This window comes from Ruegeria marisrubri (genome assembly GCF_001507595.1).
In the GTDB taxonomy this organism is placed as follows: Bacteria; Pseudomonadota; Alphaproteobacteria; order Rhodobacterales; family Rhodobacteraceae; genus Ruegeria; species Ruegeria marisrubri.
In genome coordinates this window covers 176821-200321 of the sequence record NZ_LQBQ01000035.1, presented here as the reverse complement: position 1 = coordinate 200321, position 23501 = coordinate 176821, and the positions used below count along the sequence as shown (strand labels likewise).

Annotated in this window: 28 protein-coding genes; 9 read left to right on the top strand and 19 right to left on the bottom strand. The window is 65.5% G+C overall.

Annotated features, from left to right (window positions below; genetic code table 11):
• The first annotated feature begins 47 nt into the window (after positions 1–47).
• On the top strand, positions 48–959 hold the full coding sequence (locus AVO45_RS15165) for an AEC family transporter (protein ID WP_068348485.1): 912 nt from the start codon (positions 48–50) through the stop codon (positions 957–959).
• Positions 960–983: 24 nt separating this feature from the next.
• On the opposite strand, the gene AVO45_RS15160 is transcribed toward AVO45_RS15165, so the two are convergent.
• Positions 984–1409, bottom strand: a complete 426-nt coding sequence (locus AVO45_RS15160) for a DUF4399 domain-containing protein (RefSeq protein WP_068348482.1) — start codon at positions 1407–1409, stop codon at positions 984–986.
• Between the two features lie 229 nt (positions 1410–1638).
• On the opposite strand from AVO45_RS15160, the gene AVO45_RS15155 reads away from it, so the two are divergent.
• Complete coding sequence (locus AVO45_RS15155; RefSeq protein ID WP_068348724.1) at positions 1639–2544, top strand: LysR family transcriptional regulator; 906 nt, start codon at positions 1639–1641, stop codon at positions 2542–2544.
• Positions 2545–2608: 64 nt separating this feature from the next.
• On the opposite strand, the gene AVO45_RS15150 is transcribed toward AVO45_RS15155, so the two are convergent.
• The 6 genes from AVO45_RS15150 to AVO45_RS15125 all read right to left on the bottom strand — a co-directional run bounded on the left by AVO45_RS15150 (position 2609) and on the right by AVO45_RS15125 (position 8130).
• Positions 2609–4147 (bottom strand): phospholipase D family protein, encoded by a 1539-nt coding sequence (locus AVO45_RS15150; protein ID WP_169796018.1) that lies wholly within the window; start codon positions 4145–4147, stop codon positions 2609–2611.
• 119 nt (positions 4148–4266) lie between these two features.
• A complete protein-coding gene (locus AVO45_RS15145; RefSeq protein WP_157770179.1) occupies positions 4267–5157 on the bottom strand; it encodes a beta-1,6-N-acetylglucosaminyltransferase in 891 nt (296 codons plus the stop codon).
• A gap of 56 nt (positions 5158–5213) precedes the next feature.
• A complete protein-coding gene (locus AVO45_RS15140; RefSeq protein WP_068348476.1) occupies positions 5214–6116 on the bottom strand; it encodes an OmpA family protein in 903 nt (300 codons plus the stop codon).
• Positions 6113–6685, bottom strand: coding sequence for a peroxidase-related enzyme (locus AVO45_RS15135; RefSeq protein WP_068348473.1), 573 nt, complete (start codon positions 6683–6685; stop codon positions 6113–6115). Before AVO45_RS15135 ends, AVO45_RS15140 begins: the two co-directional genes overlap by 4 nt.
• A gap of 15 nt (positions 6686–6700) precedes the next feature.
• Complete coding sequence (locus tag AVO45_RS15130) at positions 6701–7411, bottom strand: GNAT family N-acetyltransferase (protein WP_068348470.1); 711 nt, start codon at positions 7409–7411, stop codon at positions 6701–6703.
• Positions 7408–8130 carry a competence/damage-inducible protein A gene (locus AVO45_RS15125; RefSeq protein ID WP_068348467.1) on the bottom strand — a complete coding sequence of 241 codons (723 nt, stop codon included), beginning with the start codon at positions 8128–8130 and terminating at the stop codon, positions 7408–7410. Before AVO45_RS15125 ends, AVO45_RS15130 begins: the two co-directional genes overlap by 4 nt.
• Positions 8131–8180: 50 nt before the next feature.
• Between AVO45_RS15125 and sfsA the strand changes: the two genes are divergently transcribed.
• On the top strand, positions 8181–8873 hold the full coding sequence (gene sfsA, locus AVO45_RS15120; protein WP_068348462.1) for a DNA/RNA nuclease SfsA: 693 nt from the start codon (positions 8181–8183) through the stop codon (positions 8871–8873).
• 84 nt (positions 8874–8957) lie between these two features.
• A complete protein-coding gene (gene map, locus AVO45_RS15115; RefSeq protein ID WP_068348459.1) occupies positions 8958–9770 on the top strand; it encodes a type I methionyl aminopeptidase in 813 nt (270 codons plus the stop codon).
• Here map and AVO45_RS19900 read toward each other — a convergent pair.
• The 3 genes from AVO45_RS19900 to AVO45_RS15100 are packed head-to-tail and all read right to left on the bottom strand — an operon-like array spanning position 9758 to position 11742.
• Positions 9758–9934, bottom strand: a complete 177-nt coding sequence (locus tag AVO45_RS19900) for a hypothetical protein (protein ID WP_205627900.1) — start codon at positions 9932–9934, stop codon at positions 9758–9760. The genes map and AVO45_RS19900 overlap by 13 nt on opposite strands.
• A 48-nt stretch (positions 9935–9982) precedes the next feature.
• Positions 9983–10534, bottom strand: coding sequence for a 16S rRNA (guanine(966)-N(2))-methyltransferase RsmD (gene rsmD / locus AVO45_RS15105; RefSeq protein WP_068348453.1), 552 nt, complete (start codon positions 10532–10534; stop codon positions 9983–9985).
• Entirely contained in the window at positions 10531–11742 is a 1212-nt protein-coding gene (locus tag AVO45_RS15100) for an NAD(P)/FAD-dependent oxidoreductase (protein ID WP_068348449.1), read from the bottom strand. Before AVO45_RS15100 ends, rsmD begins: the two co-directional genes overlap by 4 nt.
• A gap of 99 nt (positions 11743–11841) precedes the next feature.
• On the opposite strand from AVO45_RS15100, the gene AVO45_RS15095 reads away from it, so the two are divergent.
• From AVO45_RS15095 to AVO45_RS15085, 3 genes are all read left to right on the top strand, one after another.
• Positions 11842–12327, top strand: coding sequence for a peroxiredoxin (locus tag AVO45_RS15095; protein ID WP_068348446.1), 486 nt, complete (start codon positions 11842–11844; stop codon positions 12325–12327).
• Positions 12328–12455: 128 nt separating this feature from the next.
• Positions 12456–12695, top strand: coding sequence for a glycine zipper 2TM domain-containing protein (locus tag AVO45_RS15090; RefSeq protein WP_240482153.1), 240 nt, complete (start codon positions 12456–12458; stop codon positions 12693–12695).
• A 12-nt stretch (positions 12696–12707) separates the two neighbouring features.
• On the top strand, positions 12708–13055 hold the full coding sequence (locus tag AVO45_RS15085; protein ID WP_068348440.1) for an EF-hand domain-containing protein: 348 nt from the start codon (positions 12708–12710) through the stop codon (positions 13053–13055).
• An 18-nt stretch (positions 13056–13073) separates the two neighbouring features.
• Here the strand turns inward: AVO45_RS15085 and AVO45_RS15080 are convergent, their stop codons facing one another.
• The 4 genes from AVO45_RS15080 to AVO45_RS15065 are packed head-to-tail and all read right to left on the bottom strand — an operon-like array spanning position 13074 to position 15824.
• Positions 13074–13367, bottom strand: coding sequence for a 4a-hydroxytetrahydrobiopterin dehydratase (locus AVO45_RS15080; RefSeq protein WP_068348437.1), 294 nt, complete (start codon positions 13365–13367; stop codon positions 13074–13076).
• A complete protein-coding gene (locus AVO45_RS15075; protein ID WP_068348435.1) occupies positions 13364–14551 on the bottom strand; it encodes a GNAT family N-acetyltransferase in 1188 nt (395 codons plus the stop codon). Before AVO45_RS15075 ends, AVO45_RS15080 begins: the two co-directional genes overlap by 4 nt.
• A 47-nt stretch (positions 14552–14598) precedes the next feature.
• Positions 14599–15369: a glycerophosphodiester phosphodiesterase family protein gene (locus tag AVO45_RS15070; RefSeq protein ID WP_068348432.1), complete on the bottom strand. Its 771-nt coding sequence runs from the start codon at positions 15367–15369 to the stop codon at positions 14599–14601.
• On the bottom strand, positions 15366–15824 hold the full coding sequence (locus tag AVO45_RS15065) for a RidA family protein (protein ID WP_068348427.1): 459 nt from the start codon (positions 15822–15824) through the stop codon (positions 15366–15368). The genes AVO45_RS15070 and AVO45_RS15065 overlap by 4 nt, the downstream gene beginning before the upstream one ends.
• Before the next feature lie 323 nt (positions 15825–16147).
• On the opposite strand from AVO45_RS15065, the gene AVO45_RS15060 reads away from it, so the two are divergent.
• A complete protein-coding gene (locus tag AVO45_RS15060) occupies positions 16148–16957 on the top strand; it encodes an MlaA family lipoprotein (RefSeq protein WP_068348424.1) in 810 nt (269 codons plus the stop codon).
• The gene (locus AVO45_RS15055) at positions 16947–17555 is read left to right on the top strand and encodes an MlaC/ttg2D family ABC transporter substrate-binding protein (protein ID WP_068348422.1); all 609 of its coding nucleotides are present in this window, start codon (positions 16947–16949) and stop codon (positions 17553–17555) included. Before AVO45_RS15060 ends, AVO45_RS15055 begins: the two co-directional genes overlap by 11 nt.
• A 45-nt stretch (positions 17556–17600) precedes the next feature.
• Here AVO45_RS15055 and AVO45_RS15050 read toward each other — a convergent pair whose 3' ends face one another.
• From AVO45_RS15050 to AVO45_RS15030, 5 genes are read right to left on the bottom strand one after another with little or no spacing between them, the layout of a single operon-like run.
• Positions 17601–18830, bottom strand: a complete 1230-nt coding sequence (locus AVO45_RS15050; protein ID WP_082688829.1) for a Tm-1-like ATP-binding domain-containing protein — start codon at positions 18828–18830, stop codon at positions 17601–17603.
• Positions 18831–18852: 22 nt separating this feature from the next.
• Positions 18853–20337, bottom strand: a complete 1485-nt coding sequence (locus AVO45_RS15045) for an aldehyde dehydrogenase family protein (RefSeq protein WP_068348416.1) — start codon at positions 20335–20337, stop codon at positions 18853–18855.
• 5 nt (positions 20338–20342) lie between these two features.
• Positions 20343–21860 carry a tripartite tricarboxylate transporter permease gene (locus AVO45_RS15040; RefSeq protein ID WP_068348413.1) on the bottom strand — a complete coding sequence of 506 codons (1518 nt, stop codon included), beginning with the start codon at positions 21858–21860 and terminating at the stop codon, positions 20343–20345.
• Positions 21861–21874: 14 nt separating this feature from the next.
• Positions 21875–22483: a tripartite tricarboxylate transporter TctB family protein gene (locus tag AVO45_RS15035; protein ID WP_338055981.1), complete on the bottom strand. Its 609-nt coding sequence runs from the start codon at positions 22481–22483 to the stop codon at positions 21875–21877.
• A 7-nt stretch (positions 22484–22490) separates the two neighbouring features.
• A complete protein-coding gene (locus AVO45_RS15030; RefSeq protein ID WP_068348410.1) occupies positions 22491–23435 on the bottom strand; it encodes a tripartite tricarboxylate transporter substrate binding protein in 945 nt (314 codons plus the stop codon).
• Between the last annotated feature and the right edge of the window lie 66 nt (positions 23436–23501).

Sequence of the window (23501 nt, the reverse complement as noted above, 5' to 3'; positions counted from 1 at the left end):
CGTCGGCCCATTAGACAGGCTCGGGTCGACCGAAGGAGCGACCCTATATGGTCTTTGCCACCATCCTGACCGGGCTCGTGCCGAGTTTCCTGATGGTCGCGCTTGGCGGGCTGATCCGGGCGCGGCTGTCCGAGAATGCTTGGCAGGGGCTCGACAGGTTGAACTTTGAAATCCTGTTCCCGGCGCTGCTGTTCGTGGCGGCAAGCCGACGGCCGATCGCGGTCTCCGAGGTCGTGCAGATCGGCCCGGCCGTGTGGGCGATTCTGCTATTCGCCTTGCTGTTGGGGTGGCTGGCGCGCCCGATCGGCCCGGAGCGGTTCCTGGATTTCGCGGGCGGCTGGCAGACGGTCTGGCGCTTCAACTCGGCGATTGCGCTGGTGGCGTCGCAGACACTGGGGCCGGATGCGGTTGGCCAGATGGCCGTTGCGATCGGCATGGCGGTGCCGGTTGCGAACCTGCTGGCCGTCGCGGCGCTGTCCCGTGGCGGAAACCTGAGCCTGGCCCAGACCGTCGGCAAGGTTGCGATGAACCCGTTTCTGCTGGCGAGCGTTCTGGGGGTGGCTGTCGGCCTGTCGGGGCTGACCATTCCCGCCCCGGTCATGGCGCCGCTGGACATGGTTGCGGCGGCGGCCATTCCGATCGCCCTGATCTCGATCGGCGCGACAATGAACTGGGGTGCCCTGGCGCGCATGGACCGGTTCGGAACCTATATCAGCCTGTCTCGCCTGGTTCTGGTGCCCGGTGGCACCTTTCTGGCCTGCCTGCTGGTCGGCAGCCCCGACGGGTTGGCGCCGGTCCTGATCCTGTTCGCAGCCCTTCCGACCGCGTCGGCGGCACATGTGCTGGCCTCGGGGTTCGGGGCGGACAGGAAACTGGTGGCCACGCTGATCGCGCAAACGACTTTGCTCAGCGCCGCGACGCTGCCGCTGTGGATTCTCGCAACCAAGGCTGTTTTCTAGGTTTCCAGTCGGAATCCAATTCCGTCATTCTGCAATAATTGTAATCACTTCCGATACAATCGGCGGGGAATGAGGCACATGGTTATGATCCCCGAGCACCAGTTGCAGCGTATGGGGGCCCGGCGCCAGTTCCAGGGTGACTTCGGTCTGCCCTGCGCCGAAATGGCGATGGTTTTCATCCGAAGGCAGGGGCGCCGACAACTCCTCTTCCGTCAGAGGGGGACGGTCTATCAGCAGGTGGTGATGGCCCGTGTCTTCCTTTTCAACACCGGCGGGCGCCACGCCCATTCCACTGAGCCCGAACACAACAGTCACAGGCGATTTCACGGTTTCACCGTCGCTCAGGTTGGCGATATAGACCCGCGCATCGGGGTTGGACGGTGTCTCGCCTCCGGCAGGGGCGGAAACGGCGAGCAGGCAGAACCCCAGGGTCGCAAGAAACGGTTTCATGATCTCCTCCCGGTCACAGAAATGCCACTGCGAGCATAGCCCAACCCCGCCAGAACACCGATCATTTTCGGAAAAACCCGGCGCTGCGGGCCCGCGGAAACCACTGTTTCCCTGTTTCCATGGCGCAAACGATTCTTGTTAAATCCCTGATATTATCCCATCCCTGCCCCGTTTCCGCCCAGATTGGGCGCAAAAAGGGAAGGTGACGGACAAAGCCGAGGACGCGAGCATGGACCGACTCACCGAAATGGAAGCCTTCGCCAACGTGGTGGATCAGGGCGGCTTTACCGATGCCGCGAAGAAGATGGGCATTTCCAAATCGGCTGTTTCCAAGCATGTCTCGAGTCTGGAGGCACGGCTTGGCGCCCGCCTTCTGAACCGGACGACGCGCCGGGTGTCGCCGACCGAGATCGGGCTGGCCTATTACGACCGGGCGCGCCGGGTTCTCAACGACGCCGGCGAAGCGGATGCGCTGGTCACCTCGATGCAGTCGGCGCCCTCGGGGCTGCTGCGCATCAGCGTCGCCACGGATTTCGGCGTCAACCATCTGTCTCCGGTGCTGTCAAACTTTTTGTCCGACTACCCCGACATCACGGTGAACATGGTTCTGAACAACCGTTACGTCGAACTGATTTCCGAAGGGTTCGACGTTGCCGTCCGGATCGGGGATCTGGAGGACAGCACCCTGCGCGCGCGCAAGCTGACCGAAACCGTCAAGCGGATGATCGCGTCGCCGAAATACATCGAATCCTTCGGCCGCCCGCAGCGGATCGACGACCTGAACGAGCACAAGCTGCTGCACTATTCCAGCCAGTCCTCGGGCAATGTCTGGAAACTGACCGCGCCGTCGGGGGAAAAGCGGCAGGTGCGCACCGCCGGGTGGCTGAGCGTGAATGACGGCCAGTCGCTGCTGAATGCCGCAATCTCCGGCCTGGGGATCGCCTATCTGCCCAGCTATCTCTACGCGGATGCGATGAAGCGCGGCGAGGTCGTGGACGCGATGCCGTCGCTGCCCGACGAGGTTCAGGGCATCTACGCGGTCTATCCGCCGGGCCGGTTCACGCAGCCCAAGGTCCGGGCCTTCATCGACTTTCTGGTCGAGGCCTTCAGCGGCAAGGGGCCGATGGACTGGTAGGACCACTCGCCGTGACCTCTGACAGCCCGCGCCCCTGGCGCGGGTTTTTGTTTCCCGCGCCGGGTTACAGTTGGCTGCCGATGGGCAGCAGGCCGTAGATGGAACTCATGAAGGCGCGCCAGGCAGAGTCCGCGGGTTCGCGCCGATACAGCAGGATGGCGCCATCCTCGCGACGGGCGAGCCATTCGATCTCGCCAGAGTCGTCGAGGCGCAGCTTGTAGGCGTTTTCCGCAAGGTTTTCCCGGAACCGACTCACCGCCTCGGAAGCAAGGGCCTCGGATTCGATCAGCACACCCATTTCATTGTTGATCCTCACCGAGCGCGGATCCCAGTTGAACGAGCCCACGAACAGGTATTTTCCGTCAACGGCGAAGGCCTTGGTATGCAGCGACGATTGCGACAGCCCCAGCCCGAGCCGCTCGCGGTCCTGCCGCGAGACGTCTGGGCGCAGCTCCCACAGCTCTATTCCGGCCTTCAGCATCTCTTCGCGAAAAAGCGCGTAATGGCCATGGACCGGCACCACGTCGGTGGAGTCCAGCGAGTTGGTCAGGATCGTCACGTCAAGGCCCCGCGCGCTGAGTTCCGAAAGGAACTCCGCCCCTCGGCGTCTGGGGACGAAATAGGCGGACGAGACGACCAGGCTCTGTCTGGCCCCCGTCAGATAGGGCAGCATCTGGGCGGCGACGAAGCTCTGTTCGTCGGCATCGCCCGCGGCCTTCTCGGGCGGGTCGGCCAGCAGGCGTGCCGGCACCCAGGTCAGGCCCAGGGGGCCATGCGTCATCCCGGCGCGGATTTCGTGGGAAAGCGCGTCACCATAGGGGCTGTAGCGGGCCTGATCGGCCAGTTCGGACAGGCGCTGACGCGCCTCCGCGAGCGTCATGTCCTGTTTTCCGTCTCTGACCACGACGCTTGCGGGCACGGCGTAGGGGCTGTTCCAGTAGGCGTCGAAAGAGGCCGAGACCTGTTTCGCGACCGGCCCGACGCCCAGAACATCCAGATCGTTGTAGTTGCTGTCCTCGCGGGCCGCGAAATACTCGTCACCGATATTGCGGCCGCCGACGATCGTCACCACGTTGTCGAAGGTCATCGACTTGTTGTGCATCCGGCGGTTGACGCGCTCGAACTCGAACAGGGAGGCTAGGTTGCGTCCGAACCCGCGGCGGAATGGATTGAACAGGCGGATCTCGATATTGGGATGGCGATCCAGCGCCGCGACCGCCCGGTCGTAGCCGGCGACGTCCATGTCATCGAGCAGAAGGCGCACGCGGACGCCGCGATCGGCGGAGCGCAGCAACTGCCAGGTGAACAGGTGGCCCGAGGCATCATTGTGCAGCAGGTAATACTGCGCGTCGATCGTGCGCTCGGCCTTTTCGGCCAGCACCAGCCGCAGGGCAAGCGCCTCTGGCCCGTCGGAGACGAGATAGATGCCGGACCGCCCGTCGCGCGGATCGCCCAGGGCGCTGCCCCGCCGGGCGAGGAAGGTCGTGTCTGTGTCCGCCGCCGCCCTGGTGACGGTCTTGGTATAGCTGGCGGGTCCGATGGAACATGCCGCCAGCGCCGCGGTCGCGGCCACCAGCAGCGCGCGGCGCAGGGCGTTTGTCAAACCCCTTGGGCCGCGGATGGATCGCCTTGCCGCCAAACGAAATTCGGTGCTCATACGATGACCTTCACCTTTTGCGCCTGTCGTTTCAAGCGCCCGGCCCGGTTTGACACTTCGACCGGCTATTGCATTGGCTGGGCGCCTTTGCGCCACCGCTGTTCCAGGGCCGATAGGAGAGCGGCGCTATCATCCGGGAACTTTCGGGCAAACAGGTATTCGCGCTTCTCCCCCGCTCGAAGAAGTGCCGGAATATGTTCTGCTGCAATTGTTGCCGGATGCGCTCCACCCTTGGACCAATCTGCCCAGGTCAGGGTATTTCTCCGGGCACCGGCAAACGGGCCGTTCATCATCAATGTCGGCAGCAGCGTTTCATCCGGGCAATGCGTGTTTCGGAAAAACTCCAGAAGGTCGGGTTCCTGATCGATGGTTTCGAGCAGAAACTCGACGGCGGAGCGCGGCAAAGCCCACCAGCAGGTGCCGCCGTATGGAACCCGACCTTTCAAGGCGGCGGCGTAGTCCCGACGCGCCAACGGTTTGAGTGCGCGCCTTGCAAATCGGCGCCACGCTCTTTGCAGCGGCGGGTCGGTTGGCTGGGGATGGTGATATTCGATCCATGGCAACGGCTTGTGCCAGACCGGCATCCGCTCGGCATTCATGAAGACAGTGTCCGGGTTGTCCGCGAAGAATTCCACGATCTCGCCTATGGGGCGAAGTGGGTAATCCGACCCGGAAATGAAAACGAAGTGGGAAAAACCGGGATCGGAAACGGCCTGTTCCATCAACGCCAGCGTGGCTTGGACTTGGGAAATACCGCCCCAGTGAACGGAAATGGCCGGTGAACAAAGCGTCATGTTCGGGAAAGCAGCAAGATTCGGGGACGCCAAGTCGGATTTGGCGTCGATATGCAGAAAAACCCCCGTGCTTGGGTGCGCCAACGCGCCAAGCAGCCGATGCAGATGTGCAGGCCGGTCGTGGGCGGCAATCAGAAAAGCGATTCTGGGATCGGTCTTCATCGTCCCGCCCCCCAACAACGGCGCCATCTACGCAACATCCTGGCCGGTCGCGAACATCACCCCCCCAGCATGACCGCCTCGACCCGGCGGTTCAACTCCCGGCCTTCGGGGGTGTGGTTCGAGGTGAGCGGGGCGAGGTAGCCGACGCCTTCGGCCTCGAGCCGCTCGCCGTCGATCCCGTGCACCTCGATCAGGCGGTTTCGCACCGCCTGGGCGCGGCGGAGGCTGAGGGCGATGTTGCCCTCGAGCGTGCCCACGTCATCCGTGTGCCCCACCAGCGCCAGCCGGGCGCGGGGGTTTTCCTTGAGAAATTCGGCCAGCACCGCCAGAGAGGCAAACGGCCCTTCGCCCAGATCCGCGGCCCCCGAGCCGAAGGTGAGATCGTCGAGAATGACGTGGCCGTCCCGCTTCAGTTTCGCCAGCAGCGCCTCGTCCGCGACCTCGGACCCGGCCACGACCAGAGGCGCCTCTGGCTGGGTGCCGTCGGGCAGCACCCGGATGATCTGGATGTAGCCGTCGGGCGGGTTGCGGCTGATCAGCACGCTTATGGCCTCGTCCCCGCGGGTGGCCGACAGGAAGCGGTAGTCGTGAATCGCCACATACATGTCCGGGTTCGGCACCACCTCGGTGCCATAGCGGAAATCGAAACCGCCGCAGCTGCGGGCCTCGCAGTCGAGCAGGATGTCATAGCCCATCTGCTGCAACTGCTCGCGCAGCGGCGCGAGGATCTGCAGCGTCGTGCGGGACCCGGCCTGAAAGCGCCAGGTCCGCCGCTCGACCTGCCCTTCGAGCCTTTTCGACGGCACGGACCCGTCCGCATAGACGCCCACGGGCAGATCATAGCTGTCGAGCGCAGTGATCCGCTCGGTCAGTTGCCGCACGCCTCCGGGCAGCTTTAGCTCCTGCGCCGCCAGCGGGGCCGCCGCCAGGGCGGCGCAGAGGGCGAGGGCGCGCTTCATCTGAACTGGGAATGATACTCGTCGTTGGGCACCATGGCCGTCGCGCTGGCGACCCGGTTGGACATGTTGAAGAAGCCCGCCACATTGGCGATGTCCCAGATGTCGCGATCCGAGAATCCGACATCGCGCAGGCGCTGGCGGTCGGGTTCCTCGATCTCGGCGCTGGCGGTGGTCATCTTGGCGGCGAAATCCAGCATCGCGCGCTGGCGGTCGTCCAGCGGCGCCACGCGGTAGTTCATCACCAGCATCTCGCCCAGCTTTGGATCGCCCGACAGTTGCCGCACCGCCGCGCCATGCGCCACGAGGCAGTAGAAGCAGCGGTTGATCGACGACACGACCACCGCGATCATCTCGCGTTCCAGCTTGGACAGGCCGCTGGGTGCCAGCATCAGGTCGTTGTACATCGCGGTGAAGGCGTTGAGCTTGTCGATGTCGAACGCGTTCGCCTTGAGCACGTTGGGCACCATGCCCAGCTTTTCCACGCAGATGTCGAAATATTTCTGCGTCTCGGGCGGCAGCGGGTCCACCATCGGCAGGTCAAGGGCGGTGGGCTGTTTCTGGTCGGTCACGTCTGTCTCTCTCCCTCAGACAAGCTGGCGATAGTGATACTCTCCCACGTTTTCCATGCCGAGAGAGCGGTAGAGCGCATTGGCCCCTTCATTCGCCTTGGTGCAGATCACGCTAAGGGTCTGCGCGCCGTTGTCCAGCGCCCAAAAGGCCGCGCCCCGCATCGCCCATTTGCCAAGGCCTTGCCGGCGCTGGTGCGGCAGGATTTCCAGCGCGTGCACCATCGCCACGCCGTCGTGGATGGCAACAAAGCCGGTGCCGCCGGGCTTGTCGCGGTGCCGCAGCAGCAGGCCCGTCTTGGGGCCTTTGGCACGGTCCATCACCGCCAGCCGTTCGGGCCCGATGCCGGCCTGCGCCCAGATCTCGCGCATGATCGCCAGCGGCTCCCACAAGGTGAACACGGTGACCCGCGGGATCGGGATGTCAGTCAGCTGTTCGACCGGGCAGGCATAGATGTTGACCGGGTCGAGAACCTCGTAGCCCCGCGCGGCCAGCTGCGCGTCCAGCGCCTCGTCGCCCGGGCGCAGACAGAAGATCCGTTTCTGCCCCATCGCCTGCATCGCCGCCTCGGCCGCGTCGATATCGGCCTCGGTCACCTCGCCGATCCGGCTGGCCGCCGACACGCGCGAGCCGCCGCCCTGCCCTTCGCGCAGCAGGAAGGGCCCCAGCCGCTCGTAGCGCGCGGCGGGCCATGTGCCGTCGACCACCTGCGCCCAGTCCAGGCTCAAACCCCCAGCTCCTTCGCCAGCCGGGTGATCGCCGCGTCGATGCGGGCGCCATCGGTGCCGCGCACCACGACATTGGCGCCAAAGACGCCGTTCACCTGGAACGGGTAGCAGCCGATCGACAGGTCGTCGAAGGCCTCGGCCAGCAGCGACAGGGTTTCGGCGATGTCGCCCTCGCCGCGCTCGACCCGCAGGGTCTGGGACAGCAGCGGCGCGCCGCCGGTCAGGGTCGGCAGGACGCTGGCCACCATGGCCTGGAACACCACCGGCACCCCGGCCATCACATGCACGTTGCCCAGCGTGAAGCCCGGCGCGGTCGAGACCGGGTTTTCGATCAGCGTCGCCACGTCGGGGATCCGCGCCATGCGCAGCCGCGCGGCGTTCAGCTCCAGCCCGGTCTTTTCGTAATGCGCCTCGAGCAGGGCGCGCGCGTCCTCGCGGATGCCGATGCCGACGCCGAAGGCATGGGCGATGGCGTCGGCGGTGATGTCGTCATGGGTCGGGCCGATGCCGCCGCTGGTGAAGACGTGGTCATAGGCCTGCGACAGCGCCTTGACCGCGGTTTCTATGGCCTCTGCGTCATCGCTGACAAAGCGCGCCTCTTTCAGGTCGATGCCATGTTTGGTCAGCTCGCCGGCCAGGAAATGCATGTTGGAATCACGGGTGCGGCCGGACAGGATTTCATCCCCGATCACCAGCATTGCGGCGGTTGGGTTGGGCATGGCGCGCTCTCCTCTTGATCGACGCTTGGCGCAGGTATAGGCCCGGAGCCATGCGCTTTCAAACCCCTCTTGTGCCCGCCCGGCTGATCCGCCGCTACAAACGCTTTCTGGCCGACTGCGTGCTGGAGGACGGGCGCGAGGTGACCGCCCATTGCGCCAATCCGGGGTCGATGATGGGGCTGGCCGAGCCGGGCATGAAAATCTGGCTGGAGCCCAATGACGACCCGAAGAAGAAACTGAAATTCGGCTGGCGTCTGGTCGAGCACGAGAACGGCCATTTCACCGGGGTCGATACCTCGGTGCCCAACCGGGCGCTGCGCGCGGCGCTGGAGGCGGGCGAGGTCCCCGAGCTGGCCGCCTATGGCACCGTCCGGCCCGAGGTGAAATATGGCGAAAGCAGCCGCATCGACTTCCTGCTGAGTGAACCGGGCCTGCCGGATGCCTATGTAGAGGTGAAAAGCGTGACCCTCTCGCGCCAGCCGGGACTGGCCGAGTTTCCCGACAGCGTCACCGCGCGGGGAACCAAACATCTGGGCGAGCTGGCCGAGATGGTAGCGCAGGGGCACCGGGCGATCATGCTGTACCTGGTGCAGCGCACCGATTGCGCGCGATTCGCGCTGGCCGCCGATATCGACCCGGCCTATGCGGCGCAATTTGACGCTGCGGCAGCGAAAGGGGTTGAACGTCTGGTCTATATGACCCAAATCACGCCGGAAGGCATATTGATAGGCAACAGGGTCTGACTTTCGCGACCCCGCGCCCTCTGGCACTTTCTGCACAAGCAGCGTAAAGAGGGTTTCGCGCGCAACATTTGGAGCCCCGCGTTGATGAAGGAACATCGTGGCCGCCTGACCAAGGACGGCATCCGCATTTACGAACAGGCTGACTTTGCCGGAATGCACGCGGCAGGGGCGGTTGCGGCGCGGATTCTCGACGACATCGCCGAGCATGTCTTTCCCGGCCAGACCACGGGCGAGATCGACCGGATCATCACCCAGATGGTCGAGGATGCCGGCGCCAAGTCGGCCACCATCGGCTACAAGGGCTATCAGCACGCCAGCTGCATCAGCGTGAACCACGTGGTCTGCCACGGGATTCCGGGCGAGAAAAAGCTGAAGGATGGCGATATCCTGAACATCGACGTGACCGTGATCGTCGATGGCTGGTTCGGCGATACCAGCCGCATGTATGTCGCGGGCAAGCTGTCACGCAAGGCCGAGCGGCTGATCCAGGTGACCCATGACGCCCTGTTCAAGGGGATCGAGATGGTCAAGCCGGGCAACACCTTCGGCGATATCGGCCATGCCATCCAGGCTTACGTGGAATCGCACCGGATGAGCGTGGTGCGCGATTTCTGCGGGCACGGGCTGGGCCGGGTGTTCCACGCGCCGCCCAACGTGCTGCATTATGGCCGCCCCGGCACCGGCGCGGTTCTGGAGGAAGGCATGTTCTTTACCATCGAGCCGATGGTGAACCTGGGCCGCCCCGAGACCAAGACGCTGTCGGATGACTGGACCGCCGTGACCCGCGACAAGTCGCTGTCGGCGCAGTTCGAGCATTCCGTGGGCGTCACGGCGGACGGGGTTGAGATCTTTACCCTGTCACCCGCCGGCAAGTTCCACCCGACCTACGGATCCTGATCCTGCTGCGCGCGCCACAGCGCGAGCAACAGCGTCTCTTGCCCCCAAGGCGTCACCGCGTCCTGAATGAAGACGGGCGCGCGGCGCGGTTTGGGCTTGGGCCCGGTCGTGGCCTCGGCGCTCTGCGCGGGTGCCAGTGGGAATATGGGCAGGGCGTGGTCCATGCCCTGCAACATAGCACGGCGCGGGTCCCGGTCCAAAAAATGGGCGGCTCAGCCCCGCCACATCAGCGAGATATGGGTGTCGCCGTATTTGCGCGCATCGTGCAGCGTGAAGCCCTCGGGCGGGGCCATCGGCGCGTTCTCTTCCCAGACCACCAGCGCGCCCTCGGCCAGCCAGCCGCCCTTCAGCGCCGCCGCCAGCGCCTTTTGACCCAGCCCCTTGCCATAGGGCGGGTCGAGGAAGATCAGGTCGAACGGCGCGCCGGGATTGTCGCCCAGTCGCGTGGCGTCGCGGCGGATCAGGGCGGTGCGGTCGGCGCTGCGGGTCAGGTCGATATTCTTGCGGATCAGGCCCTGCGCCACCCGCCCGTCATCGACGAAGGTGACATGGGCCGCGCCGCGCGACAGCGCCTCGAGCCCCAGCGCGCCGGTGCCGGCGAACAGGTCCAGCACCCGCAGCCCGTCGAAGTCGATCTGGTGGGCCAGCACGTTGAACAGGCTTTCGCGCACCCGGTCGGTGGTGGGACGCAGATGCCCGCCCGCATCCCCCTTGCCGACCGAGGCCAGCGCCCGGCCCCGGAACTCTCCGGCGACGATCCTCACGCCTTGAGCAGCGGCTTCAGGTCCGCTGCCGGGTCGGCCACCACTGCCGGATCGGCGGTCTTGCCTGCGTCGATCAGGCGTTTGCCGACCATGTAGGCGCGCGGGTCGTTCATCGCGTCCACTGCCAGCAACTGATCGCCCCGGTAATACCAGAACGAGGTGGTCGCCCCCTCGCCCTTGCGGGTGACGACGTGGTCATAGCCCGTGTTCAGCCCGGCGATCTGCAGCTTCACGTCATACTGGTCCGACCAGAACCATGGCGTGGCCACGTAATCCTTGCCCGCGCCCAGCATGTTCTGCGCCACCACCTCGGCCTGGTCGATGGCGTTGGGCACGCTTTCCAGACGGATGCGCCGCCCCTTGTAGGGGAACGAGGCACAATCGCCCGCCGCCCAGATATCGGCGGCCGAGGTGCGGCCCTGCGCGTCGGTCCTGATGCCGTTCTCGAGCTCGAGTCCGGCCGCCTCGGCCAGTTCGGTGGCCGGGGTGATGCCCACGCCGACCACGACGAAATCGACCGCCAGTTCCGTCCCGTCGCCCAGCACCGCGCCGGTGACCTTGCCATTCTCGCCGGTGATCCGCTCCAGCCCGACGCCTTCGCGGATGTCCACCCCATGCGCGCGGTGCAGCGCGCGGAAATAGTCGCTGGTTTCAGACGCGGCGACGCGTTGCAGGATGCGGTCTGCCATCTCCACCAGCGTCACCTGCACGCCGCGCTTGGCGCAGACGGCCGCGGCCTCGAGCCCGATATAGCCGCCGCCCACGATCAGCGCCCGGGCGCCTTGGGTGACGGCGGGGGCCATCGCGTCCACATCGGCCAGCGTGCGCACCACATGCACGCCCTCCAGATCGCCGCCAATCGCGGCGGGCAGGCGACGCGGATGCGAGCCGGTGGTCAGGGCAAGCTGGTCGTAAGCGATCACCTCGTCGCCGATGGTCACGGTCTTGACCGCCGGGTCGATCGCCGTCACCCGCTGGCCCAGACGCAGGGTGATGTTGTTCTCGGCATAGAAACTCTCGGGGCGCAGGTAGAGCCGTTCCAGCTCCATCTCGCCCAGCAGATAGGCCTTGGACAGCGGCGGGCGCTGATAGGGCAGAACCGGCTCGGCGCCGATCAGGGTGACCTCGCCCTCGAACCCCTCCTTGCGCAGCCTGGCGACCAGGGATGACCCGGCCTGGCCCGCGCCGATCACGACAATGTGGCTCATGTTCCTCCCGCCTCGTCGAAAAACCGTGGCTTTCGCCCACGGCAAAGCTATATGCCGCCGTGCGGTTATCCGTAAATGCAGCAGAGAGGAAAAAACAAGATGATTTCAGTCGGTGACAGTCTTCCGGACGCGAAACTGATCCGGATGACGGATTCCGGGCCGGAAGTGGTGCGGCTGTCGGACAAGCTGACGGGCCGCAAGGTCGTGCTGGTGGCGGTGCCGGCGGCCTTTTCAGGCCTGTGCGATCAGGTGCATCTGCCCAGCTTCATCCGCACCAAGCCGCAGTTCGACGCAAAAGGCGTCGACGAGATCATCTGCCTCGCGGTCAACGACCCCTTCGTGATGAAGGCCTGGGGCGAGTCGACCGGGGCGACCGAGGCGGGCATCACCCTGCTGGCCGACGCGGATGGCAGTTTCACCAGGGAAATCGGAATGAATTTCGACGCGCCGGTGGTGGGTCTCTATGGCCGGTCGGTTCGTTACGCGATGGTGGTCGAGGACGGGGTCGTTCGCGCGCTGAACACCGAATCCGAGCACGGAATCTGCGACCGCACCGCCGGCGAGACCCTGCTGGAAGAGATCTGAGGCGGCGGCCCCGATCCGGTCGGGGCCTGCCCACCACGGCCGGCGAACGGAAAGCTGGCCTGCTGCCCGCCAAGGTGTCAGACTGACAGGACATTCTGATCACCAAGAAAAGGGCGAAACTCATGCAAATGAAAACCCTTGTATTTGCGTTTGCCGCGGCGAGCGTGCTGGCCGCCTGCGAGCCCGCTCCGACGCCCCAGGCACAGGCGGCCCGGCAGCACGAGATCGCCTGCCTGAGCGGAACGCTGGGCGGGGCGCTGATCGGGGGCACAATCGGCAACCAGTTCGGAGGCGGCTCGGGCCGCGGCGCGCTGACCGCCGTGGGGGCCGGTGTCGGCGCGGCCGGCGGTCATCGGTATTCATGCTGAGGAGGGCGTGACATGAAAACGGGTATCATCTTCGGCTTCGCGCTTGCCCTGACCGCTTCGGCCGCCCTGTCACAGGAAAGCGCGTTCGGCGAGGCGCAACTGGACGCCGTGGACAAGAACGATGACGATGTTCTGTCCAAGGCCGAATACAACGCCTTTTCCGAGTTCGCGTTCCAGACGATGGACACGGACAAGAGCGGTGCTCTGAGCCGGGCGGAAACCGAGGCCTACATGAGCGGTGATCTGTTCAGACAGGCGGACGAGAACGGCGACAGCGCCATTTCCGCAAGCGAATTCTCAGCCCAGATGGCCGAGGATTTCAAAGCGGCCGACCGTGACGGGGACGGGGCGCTCGACTGACGGGGCGACCCGGTTCGGTCAGAGCATGGCGTCCATCTTGCGCGCCAGCTTGGCGTCCAGCGCCGACAGGCCGCCGACGTCGTGGGTGGAGAGCACCACCTCGACCGTGCGGTAGACATTGGACCATTCGGGGTGGTGATCCCATTTCTCAGCCCAGATCGCCACCCTCGTCATCCAGCCGAAAGCCTCGACGAAATTGTCGAAGATGAAGGTCTTGGTGATGGCGTCGCGGTCCTCGACCATGGTCCAGCCGTTCTTGAACAGCGGGTCCAGAAGCGGCCCCCGGGCCTCGTTTGACAAGCGTTCGGTCATTGCTGTTCCTCCGGATTCGACTTTTTGAACGGGCCATATTCGGTCAGGATCTCGATCTCTTCTCCCACGGCTTCGCGTTCGGATTCAAGATATCTGGCCACTGCATCGGCAAATCCGGGATCCGCGATCCAGTGCAGGCTGTGGGTCGGGGTCGGCAGATAGCCGCGCGCCAGCTTGTGCTCGCCCTGCGCGCCGGCCTCGACCCGCTTCAACCTTTCGGCAATGGCAAAGTCGATCGCCCTATAATAGCACAGTTCGAAATGCAGGCAGGGGTGATGTTCGGTGCAGCCCCAGTAGCGGCCAAACAGAGTCTCGCGCCCGACAAAGTTCAGCGCCCCCGCGACCGGGTATCCGTCGCGCTCGGCCAGCACCAGCGCCACGTCATCGGCCATCGTGTCATGCACGATGTCGAAGAAGGCCCGCGTCAAGTAGGGCGAGCCCCATTTGCGCGAGCCGGTATCCTGGTAGAAGACCCAGAAGGCGTCCCAGTGTTCGGGGCGCAGATCGGCGCCGGTCAGGGTGCGGATCCGGCCACCGAACGCGTTGGCCTGCGCCCTTTCCTTGCGGATGTTCTTGCGCTTGCGCGAGGACAGGGCGGCGAGGAAGGCGTCGAAATCGGCATAACCGTCGTTCAGCCAGTGGAACTGCTGCGTGGTCCGGGACAGCAAGCCCATCCGCGCGCCCGCCTCGGCCTCGGCCTCGGTGCAGAAGGTGACGTGCAGCGACGAGATGCGGTTGTCCGCCGCCAGTTGCACCGCGCCCTGCACCAGCGCCGGCATGCCGATGCCTTCATATCCCGGCCGGACCAGAAAGCGGCGGCCGGTCGCGGGGGTGAAGGGCACCGCGATCTGGAGCTTGGGGTAATAGCGCCCGCCCGCGCGTTCATAGGCATGGGCCCAGCTGTGATCGAAGATGTATTCGCCCTGGCTGTGCGACTTGGCATACATCGGCGCGGCGGCGATCAGCATCCCGTCGAGCCAGGCCGTCAGGTATTGCGGCTGCCAGCCGGTGCCCGGCCCGACCGAGCCGCTCTGTTCCAGCGCCGACAGAAAGCGGTGCGTGGTGAACGGGTCGAGTGGCCGGCCGCCCTCGGCGGTTTCGGGGCAGGCGCAGGCGTCCCACTCGGCCGCGCCGATGTCGGACAGCGAGCCCGATACCCTGACTTCGATCTGTGCCTGATCCATGCATCCTCCGCGCGCCTGACCACTATTTGTCGCGGGGCGGGTCCGGATCAAGCCGGGAACGCCGCCAGATAGTCTTCGAAGGTGATGTTGTCGGCGACCTTGCGGGCCTCTGCCTCCTGCGCGGGCGAGCGGACCGTCCAGCAGAGGATGGGCACGCCGCGCGCCTTCAGCTCGGCCACGCGCGGGCGGTTCAGGTCGGCGACCTCGTGGCTGATGAAATCGGCCCCGACCCGGTCGAAATCGGGAATCTCGCGCAGGTGGTCGCCGACCTTGCGCGGCAGGTGCCAGTCGGACGGATCGTAGGCGCTGGTCACCAGCCCGCGCGGCAGGTCGGGCGCAAGCCGCGCCAGTTCGGCGACGCTGTGCGGGTTGAAGGACATCAGCGCCACCGGCCCGTCATAGCCCGCCAGAACCTCGACCGCCGCCTGCTCCAGTTGGCCGACATTGGGGCCCATCGCGCCGTCCTGATCCTTGAACTCGATCAGCAGCGGCACCCGGCCGGCCACCAGGCCCAGCACTTCGGACAGGGTGGGAATGCCCTCGCCATCCGAATCGAGCAGCGGAATCGCGCCCGCCTCGGCGGCGGTGATCTGGCGGATCGGCCCGCGTTGGCCGGTCAGGCGGCCGAGGTCGTAGTCGTGAAACACCATCGCCTGCCCGTCGGCGGTCAGTTGCAGGTCGATCTCGATGCCATAGCCGGCCTGAATGGCGGCGCGGATCGCCGCGCGGCTGTTCTCGGGCCGGCCTTGCAAGGCATCGTGCAGCGCCCGGTGCGCGATCGGGCGCTCGAGAAAGGCGCGTGGAAGGCGCGAGGTCATCGGACTTCGAAGATTCCCTCGATCTCGACCGCCACGCCCAGCGGCAGCGCCGCGGCGCTGACGGCCGAGCGCGAGTGACGCCCGGCATCTCCCAGCGCCTGGACCATGAAATCCGAGGCGCCGTTGATCACCTGCGGCTGCTGGGTGAAATCGGCGGTCGAGTTGACGAAGCCGGTCAGCTTGACGACGCGCACCAGACGTTCGATATCGCCGTCGCAGGCCGCCCTGACCTGCGCCAGAAGGTTGATCGCACAGGTCCGGGCCGCCGCGGCACCTGCCTCGACATCCATGTTGTCGCCAAGCTTGCCGGTGATCAGGCCGCTCTCGTCCATCGAGATCTGGCCCGACACATAGACGATGTTTCCGACCCGCACGAAGGGCACATAGTTCGCCGCCGGAGCCGGTGCGTCCGGCAGGGTGGCGCCAAGGCTTTCCAGTTTCGCCGCGATGCTCATGATTCTCGTCCTCCAACAGTCAGGTTTGCGCGGACGCTAACCGGGAACGGCCGCCCGGGAAAGCCGGAAACCGGCATTTGCCGGCCCCTTTGCGTTGGCAGGGAAAGGCAATGCGCGGGTCCTCTCTCATTCGATGGCCGCTTTTGGCCCCCCCTTTGCCTCGGTCCGCACTATGGGATACAGGTGTGTCTGTTTCAAATCCGCCACGGAGCGGGTATCTGTCTGCAACCAGCCGCCAATCGCATTGAGCAAGCGAGCCTTTTCTGATTTGACCCGCCAGCGTCACCCCAAAGGTGGCCATGGAGTATCGAAGACCTGTGTTGATGCGTTTTGTCCCGAAACTTGTTCTTGCCCTGGCCGCGTTTTCGGCGCTGGCGGCCTGTGCGACGCAACCACCCGAAGAGGCCGCGCGCGGCGAGATCTTCGACCCCTACGAAAACACCAACCGGGCGATTCACAGGTTCAACCTGGGCGTGGACAGGTATCTGTTCGGGCCGGCATCCAAGGGATATGTCTCGGTCTTTCCCGAACCGATCGTGACCAGCTTCAACCATTTCGCCGAGAACATCTCGCTGCCGGGACAGGCGGTCGATTACCTGCTGCAGGGCAAGCCCAAGGAAATGGGGTATGCGTTGCTGCGCTTTGCCGTCAATTCGACGGTCGGTATCGCCGGCCTGTCCGATCCGGCCAGTGACCTCAAGATTCCGCAGGTGGATACGGATTTCGGTGAAACCCTGCATGTCTGGGGCTTTGGCGAAGGCGCCTATGTCGAGCTGCCGCTCTACGGCCCCTCGACCACGCGCGATGCAATCGGGGTCGTGGTCAACCTTTTCACCAACCCGATCGACCTGGCGCCGACCCGGCCCGTCGACAACCTGGGGCTTTACACCGAACTGGTCCGGCGCATGAGCGACCGGGGCCGGTATTCGCAGACGGTGGACTCGATTCTGTACGAAAGCGCGGACAGTTACGCGCAGGCCCGCCTGATCTATCTGCAAAACCGGCGCTTCGAACTGGCGAGGGACGACGAGGAGTCCTATCTGGGTCTCTACACGGACCCCTATGCCGAGACCGGTTCGGGTGCTGCCGACGACCCCTATCTAGACCCGTATGAGGATCCATATGCCGAGTAATGCGATCACCCGCCGTGCTTTCGTGACGACCGCCCTGGCCGGTATCGGTCTGGCCGCGACATCCCTGCCTGCCCTGGCGATGACCGAGACGGCCGCGAAAAAGCTGGTCGACAGCGTGGTCGCGGAGATCAACAAAGTGATCGCCTCGGGCAAGTCCGAAAGCGCCATGCTGAGGGATTTCGAAAAGATCTTCGTGCGCTACGGAGATGTGCCGATCATGGCCCGCTATGCCCTTGGGCCGGATGCGCGCTCGGCAAGCAAGTCGCAGATGCGCCAGTTCACCAGCGCGTTCCAGCACTATATTTCCCGCAAATACGGCCGCCGGTTCCGCGAGTTCATCGGCGGGCAGGTCACCGTCACCGGCGCGCGCAAGATCAAGGCCGGCTACGAGGTGCGCAGCACCGTCAAGCTGCGCGGCGAGGCGCCGTTCGAGGTGACCTTCCTGGTGTCGGACAAATCCGGCAAGGACAAGTTCTACAACATGTTCATCGAAGGCGTGAACATGCTGCTGACCGAGCGCACCGAGATCGGTGCCATGCTGGATGCGCGCAGGGGCAATCTGGATCAGCTGATCCGCGATCTGAAGAGTTACGGCTGATTTTTCGGCCCCGCCGGCCCGGCCTGAACCGGGCCGGGCCTTCGATCATCCCGGCACGATGCCCTCGGCCCGCCAGCGGTCGAAGATTTCCAGCGCCTTTTCGGCAAAGGCCGCGTCGTTGATATGGGCGTCGATCTCGACAAGCTCGGCATTGGGCGGGCAGTTTGCCGTAATTTCCTGCAGGAAGATCTCCAGCCCCGCCCGGTCATGCAGGTCGGCGCCGGGGCGATCCCATTCGCCGCAGCCGCCCTTGGGCAACAGCAGCGCGGTGGGCCCCTTGGCCTTGGACAACTGCTCGCAATGGGCGCGGGCCACCTGTTTGCGCTCGTCGTGGTCCAGAACGATCGAGGTCAGCAGGCGGTTATGCGCGTGCTGGGGGTGCGCAGCCCATTTTTCGGGAACCGGTTGCCAGCCGACGATGTCCACCAGATCGTAGCAGCCCGGCGAGACAAGCTGTGGGATGCCCTTGAGCCCGGCATTGGTCAGCCGATCGGGGCCGGCCGAGATGTTCGAGCCGTGGATGTGGTTGCCCAGTTCCTGCGTGCAGAAATCGAACACGCAGGCAAAGGCGCCCTGCGCCGCAAGGCTTTCGAAGGCGCGGCCGCCCATGCCGGTGGCGTGGAACACCGCCACCTCGTATCCGCGTTCCTCGAGCGCGGGTTTCAGCGCCACCATGTATTTCAGCGCCGACTTGCCCAGCGAGGTCATGCCGATCAGCGGCTTGCTGCGGTCGGGCATCTGCACCGCCCGCGCCGCGCCAAGAACGGCGCCTGCGGCCTGGCTGAGCGAGGCCTTGCAGACCGAGTTCAGGCCGTAAAGCCCGCCGGCCCAGAGGATCATCTGAACATCGGGGGCCAGCCGGTCGGAGGGGATCAGCGGCGAGAAGGACACCGTCGAGACGATGTATTTCGGCACCCCCAGCGGCAGGGCCGCGCAGACGTCCAGCGCCAGATCGGTGCCCATCGTGCCGCCCAGAACGATCATGCCGTCGAAGCGGCCCTCGGAATACAGCCGCGCGGTCAGCAGCGCCGCACCATGCGCCATGATCTGCATGGCGTGGTTCTCGTCGCCGCTGTCGATGGCGGCCTGGATCGAGCTGCCGCCCTCGGCCGCCACGTCATGCTTGGAATAGTCGGTGGGGTTCGCCGGATCGCCCAGAACGCTGACATCCATCGTCAGCACCTTGCCGCCCTGCCCGCGGATCGCGTCCGCCAGGAAATTCAGTTCGTCATCCTTGGTGTCATAGGTGCCGATCACCAGAATCGTCTTGTCCATGTGTTTCTCCGGCATTGGTGGGTCAGAGCTTGATCCAGGCGGTTTTCAGGTCGAGGTATTTGTCCAGCGCGTGCAGGGACTTGTCATGCCCGTTGCCCGACTGCCCGACGCCGCCCAGCGGCACGGTGATGTCCGCGCCGCCATAGGTGTTGACGTGGACGACCCCGGTGCGCATGGCGCGGATCATCCGGTGGGCGCGCGACAGGTTCGCCGTCCAGACGCCGCCCGCCAGACCGTAATCGGTGCTGTTGGCGATGCGGATGGCCTCGGCCTCGTCGGCAAAGCGGGTCACGGCCAGCACGGGCCCGAACACCTCTTGCTGCGCCAGCGTCGCCTGCGGGTCCACATCGGTCACCACGGTGGGCGCCATGTAATAGCCGCCGGTCTCGGTCAGGATGCGGCCGCCGCCGGTCACGACCGAGCCGCCCTCGGCCGCGGCGGTTTCGACGAAGCGCAGGTTCTGTTCCAGCTGGCGCTCGGAATTGACCGCGCCGATGTCGCTGGACAGGTCCAGCGGATCGCCCACGCGCATGGCCTCGGCATGGGCGCGGACGGCGGCGGTGAAATCGTCGTGGATCGCATCCTCGACCAGCAGGCGCGAGCCCGCGACGCAGACCTGCCCCGAGTTGCGGAAGATCCCCGTCGCCGCGACCCGGGCCGCCTCGTCCAGATCGGGAGCATCGGCAAAGACGATGTTGGGGGATTTGCCGCCAAGCTCGAGATACACGCGCTTGAGGTTCGAGCGGGCAGCGTATTCCAGCAGCTTCCGCCCGACGCCGCCCGAGCCGGTGAAAACCAGAACGTCGATCCCCATCGACAGGCCCATCGCTTCGCCCACGACGGGGCCTTCGCCGGTGACCACGTTCAGCACGCCGGGGGGCAGACCGGCCTCGAGCGCCAGTTCCGCCAGCCGCAGCAGCGACAGCGAGGCGGTCTCGGCCGGTTTCAGCACCACCGAGTTGCCCGCCGCCAGCGCCGGGCCCAGTTTCCAGGCACCGATCATCAGCGGGAAGTTCCACGGCAGGATGGCGCCGACCACGCCCACCGGTTCCTTGTGCACAAGGCCCAGCACCTCCGGGGCGGTGGGGGCGATCTCGCCATACACCTTGTCGATCGCCTCGGCGTAGTAGCGCAGGGTGCCGGCGGCCGAGAGCGGCTCGGCCTTGAGCGCCATGTTGATCTCGGTGCCGTTGTCGCGCACGCCCAGAACCGCTAGCGACAGGGCCTCGGCCTCGATCAACTCGGCCCATTTCAGCAGGACTTTCTTGCGCGCCGCCGGGGGTTGCCCGGCCCAGCGGCGGTCTTCGAAGGCGGCGCGGGCCGAGACCACGGCGCGCTCGACATCCGCATGCGTGCCGCGCGCGATGGTGGTCAGCGGCTGGCCGTCGATCGGAGAGAGGACCTCGATCACGCCGTCATCCGAGGCCGGCACCGGCTTGCCGTCGATCAGGTGCCGGCGGGGGGCGACGGGCCGGGCGCGCAGGAGGTCGATGCTGTGTTGATCCATCGGAGTTACCTCAACTGGGTGTCGTGCATGTCGTGGTCGGTTTCCTGTTCACGCGCGCGGTGTTCCCGGATCAGGGTGCGCACATGCAGGGCGAGGACCAGCAGGATGGTCAGGAAGATGATGAAGGCCAGCGGCCGGTCGATCATGTCGAGGGGCGTCTTGACCCGCGCCATGGCGGAACGCAGCTTGACCTCCATGATGCCGCCCAGAACCATGCCCAGGATGATCGGAACGATCGGCAGGTTCAGCCGCTTGAGGATCAGCCCCAGTACGCCGAAACCGGCCGCCATCATGCAGTCGGTCAGCGAGTTGCGCAGGGAATAGACGCCGACGAAGGACAGGATCAGGATGAGGATGCCCAGAAGACGCGTCGGCACCTGGATGATCTTGGTCAGCAGGTTGGTCGAGACCATCAGGAAGCAGATGACCACCACGTTCAGCAGGATCAGCGCGATATAGAGCGCATAGACGAGGTCGATATTGTTCTGGAACAGCTGCGGGCCGGGGATCACGTTGTGGACGTAGAACACCGACAGCATCATCGCGGTCAGCGCCTCGCCCGGAATGCCCAGCGCCAGCAGCGGCACCATCGCGGCGGCGGGCACCGCGTTGTTGGCCGCCTCGGAGGCGATCAGCCCCTCGGGCGAGCCCTTGCCGAACAGGTCGGGCTGTTTCGAGGTCCGCTGGGCGTAGGTGTAGCTCATGAACTGGGCGGTGAACTCGCCCACGCCGGGGATCATCCCCATCAGCACGCCAAAGCCGGATGCGGCGGTCGCCACCCGCTTGTGGCGCAACAGTTCGCGCAGCCCCTTGGACGGGCGGCCCTGCACCGGTTGCGGATGCGGGCTGTCATTCGGGCTGATCAGCAGCATGAAGGCCTGGCTGAGCGCAAACAGGCCCAGTACCACCACGATCAGGTTCACGCCGGAGCTCAGCCAGGTCATGTCGAAGGTGAAACGCTTGGTATAGGTGACGGCGTCCAGCCCGATGGTCTGCAGGAAGATGCCGAACATCGCCAGCATCCCGGCGGCCATGACCTGACCGCGATGGGCGAGGATCACGAGGAGGATGCCCAGAACGGCGGCCAGAAAGATCTCGCGGCTGCCGAACATCGGCGCGATGATCGCCAGAACCGGAGACAGCAGGATCAGGCAGAGAATGCCGAACAGCCCGCCCCAGAACGAGGCGAAATAGGCCAGCGACACCGCCCGCAATGCCTCGCCCCGCTTGGTCATGGGATAGCCGTCGTAGGATGTCAGCGCGTTGACCGCCGTGCCGGGCGTGTTGATCAGCACCGCCGGCAGGGCGCCGCCATACATGGACGAGCCGTAGATGCCCAACAGCATCGTCAGCCCCACGATCGGTTCCAGCGAGAAGGTGGCAGGCAGCAGGATGGCGATGGCCACCGCGGGTCCGACGCCGGGGATCGCGCCGATGATGACGCCGCCGATCGAACCGATCAGCAGGGCAAGGCCCACGTCCCAACGGGCAAGCAGTTCGAAACCGGCGAGGAAGTTTTCCATGCAGTCACATCCCGTCAGAAATAGGTCAGCATGATCTGCCGCAGCCCGTCGGGCAGGTATTCATAGACCTGCCCGGCGGGCAGCTTGACCTGCAGAAAGCTTTTGAACAGCAGCACGATGGCGATGGCCGACAGCACCGCTGCGCCGAGAACGCGCGGGCTGCCGAACCCCGCCCGGATCGCCAGCAGCAGCGCAGCCAGAACCGTCGAGGGCAGATAGCCCAGATACGGAACCGCGGCGGCATAGGCGATGAACCATCCGGCGTATTCCAGCGACCGCAACCAGAAGCCCACCTCGCGCCAGCGGCCCTCGATCCGTTCGGACAGGGCCGAGCCCAGCAGGTGCAGCGCGGCAAAGACGGTCATGCCGATCAGCGAGACGGCTGGCCAGAACCGGGGCTGGGCAAAGACCTTGCCGCCGGGCTTGTACTGGGTCTGCGACGTCAGGTGGAACAGCAGGAACAGGGCAAAGGCCAGGAACAGCCAGGCAAACACGATGTCGCCGGGGCGCCTGTATCGCTTGAACAGGGCCTGAAGTGTCTTGACGCGTGACATATGGGAAAGCCTCTGGCCGGTGTCCTGGAACAGGGCGCCGGCGGGCGCCCTGTCGGTATCATGGATCAAGTGCCGCTCAGCGGCCAAGCATCTCGTCGATGCGGGCCAGAGTCTCGATGTCGGCTTCGATCTGGGCCTTCACTGCATCGGCATCCTGCCAGTAGACCAGGGCGCCGGTCTCTTCGGCCAGCTTTTGCGCGCGTTCGGACATCACGGTTTCCTTGGCCACCGCGATGATCTTGTCGCGCGCCTCCTGCGGGGTGTCCTTGTGCACGAAGAGGCCGTTCCACAGCGACACGTTCAGGTTCGGCGCCAGTTCCGCCACGGTGGGGGTGTCGGGCGTCAGCGAGATGCGCTCGGACCCGATCGAGGCCAGCACCTTGACGTCATCGAGGCAGGGCAGGATCAGTTGCAGCGTGGTGTTGATCACGTCCACGTCACCCGAGGCCAGCGTGTTGCAGTCGAGCGCGTCGAAGGGCGCGTCGGAGGCGTAGGAAAAGCCCATTTCCTTGGCCAGCGCCAAGGTCACCCGCGTCGGAACCAGCGGCACGCCGAAATGGCCCAGCACCACGTCGTTCTCCTTGGCATGGGCGGCAAGCCCCGCCATGTCGTCATAGGGCGCATCGCCCGAGGCCGCGATGACGAAGGGATAGGTCAGGAAGTTGCCCAGCGGCTCGAACGGGTCCGGGTTCAGATCGGGGATGCCGATCTGGGGGCCGACCGTCGGGATGGCGATGATGAACGAGCCCACCGTGTAGCCGTCGGCCGGCGCATTCGCCACCTCGACCGCGCCCGGGAACGGGCCACCGCCCCCGCCGGGCTTGTTCACCACGGCCGCGGCCACGCCATACTTGGTCTGGAAATCCTCGGCGATCATGCGCGTCAGCACATCCTCGAGATCGCCCGGAGGCCAGGGCACCACGAACTCGACCGGCTTTTCCGGGTATTCGGCCAGGGCGCCGCCGGCCGCGGCAAGGGCGGCCAAGGCGGCGGCGCCCAATGTCTTTGCAAAGGTCTTCATCACTTTCTCCCTGCTGCATCGGTTCATTATATGAACCATTGGTTTGAAAAATAGATTGCGTTGTGA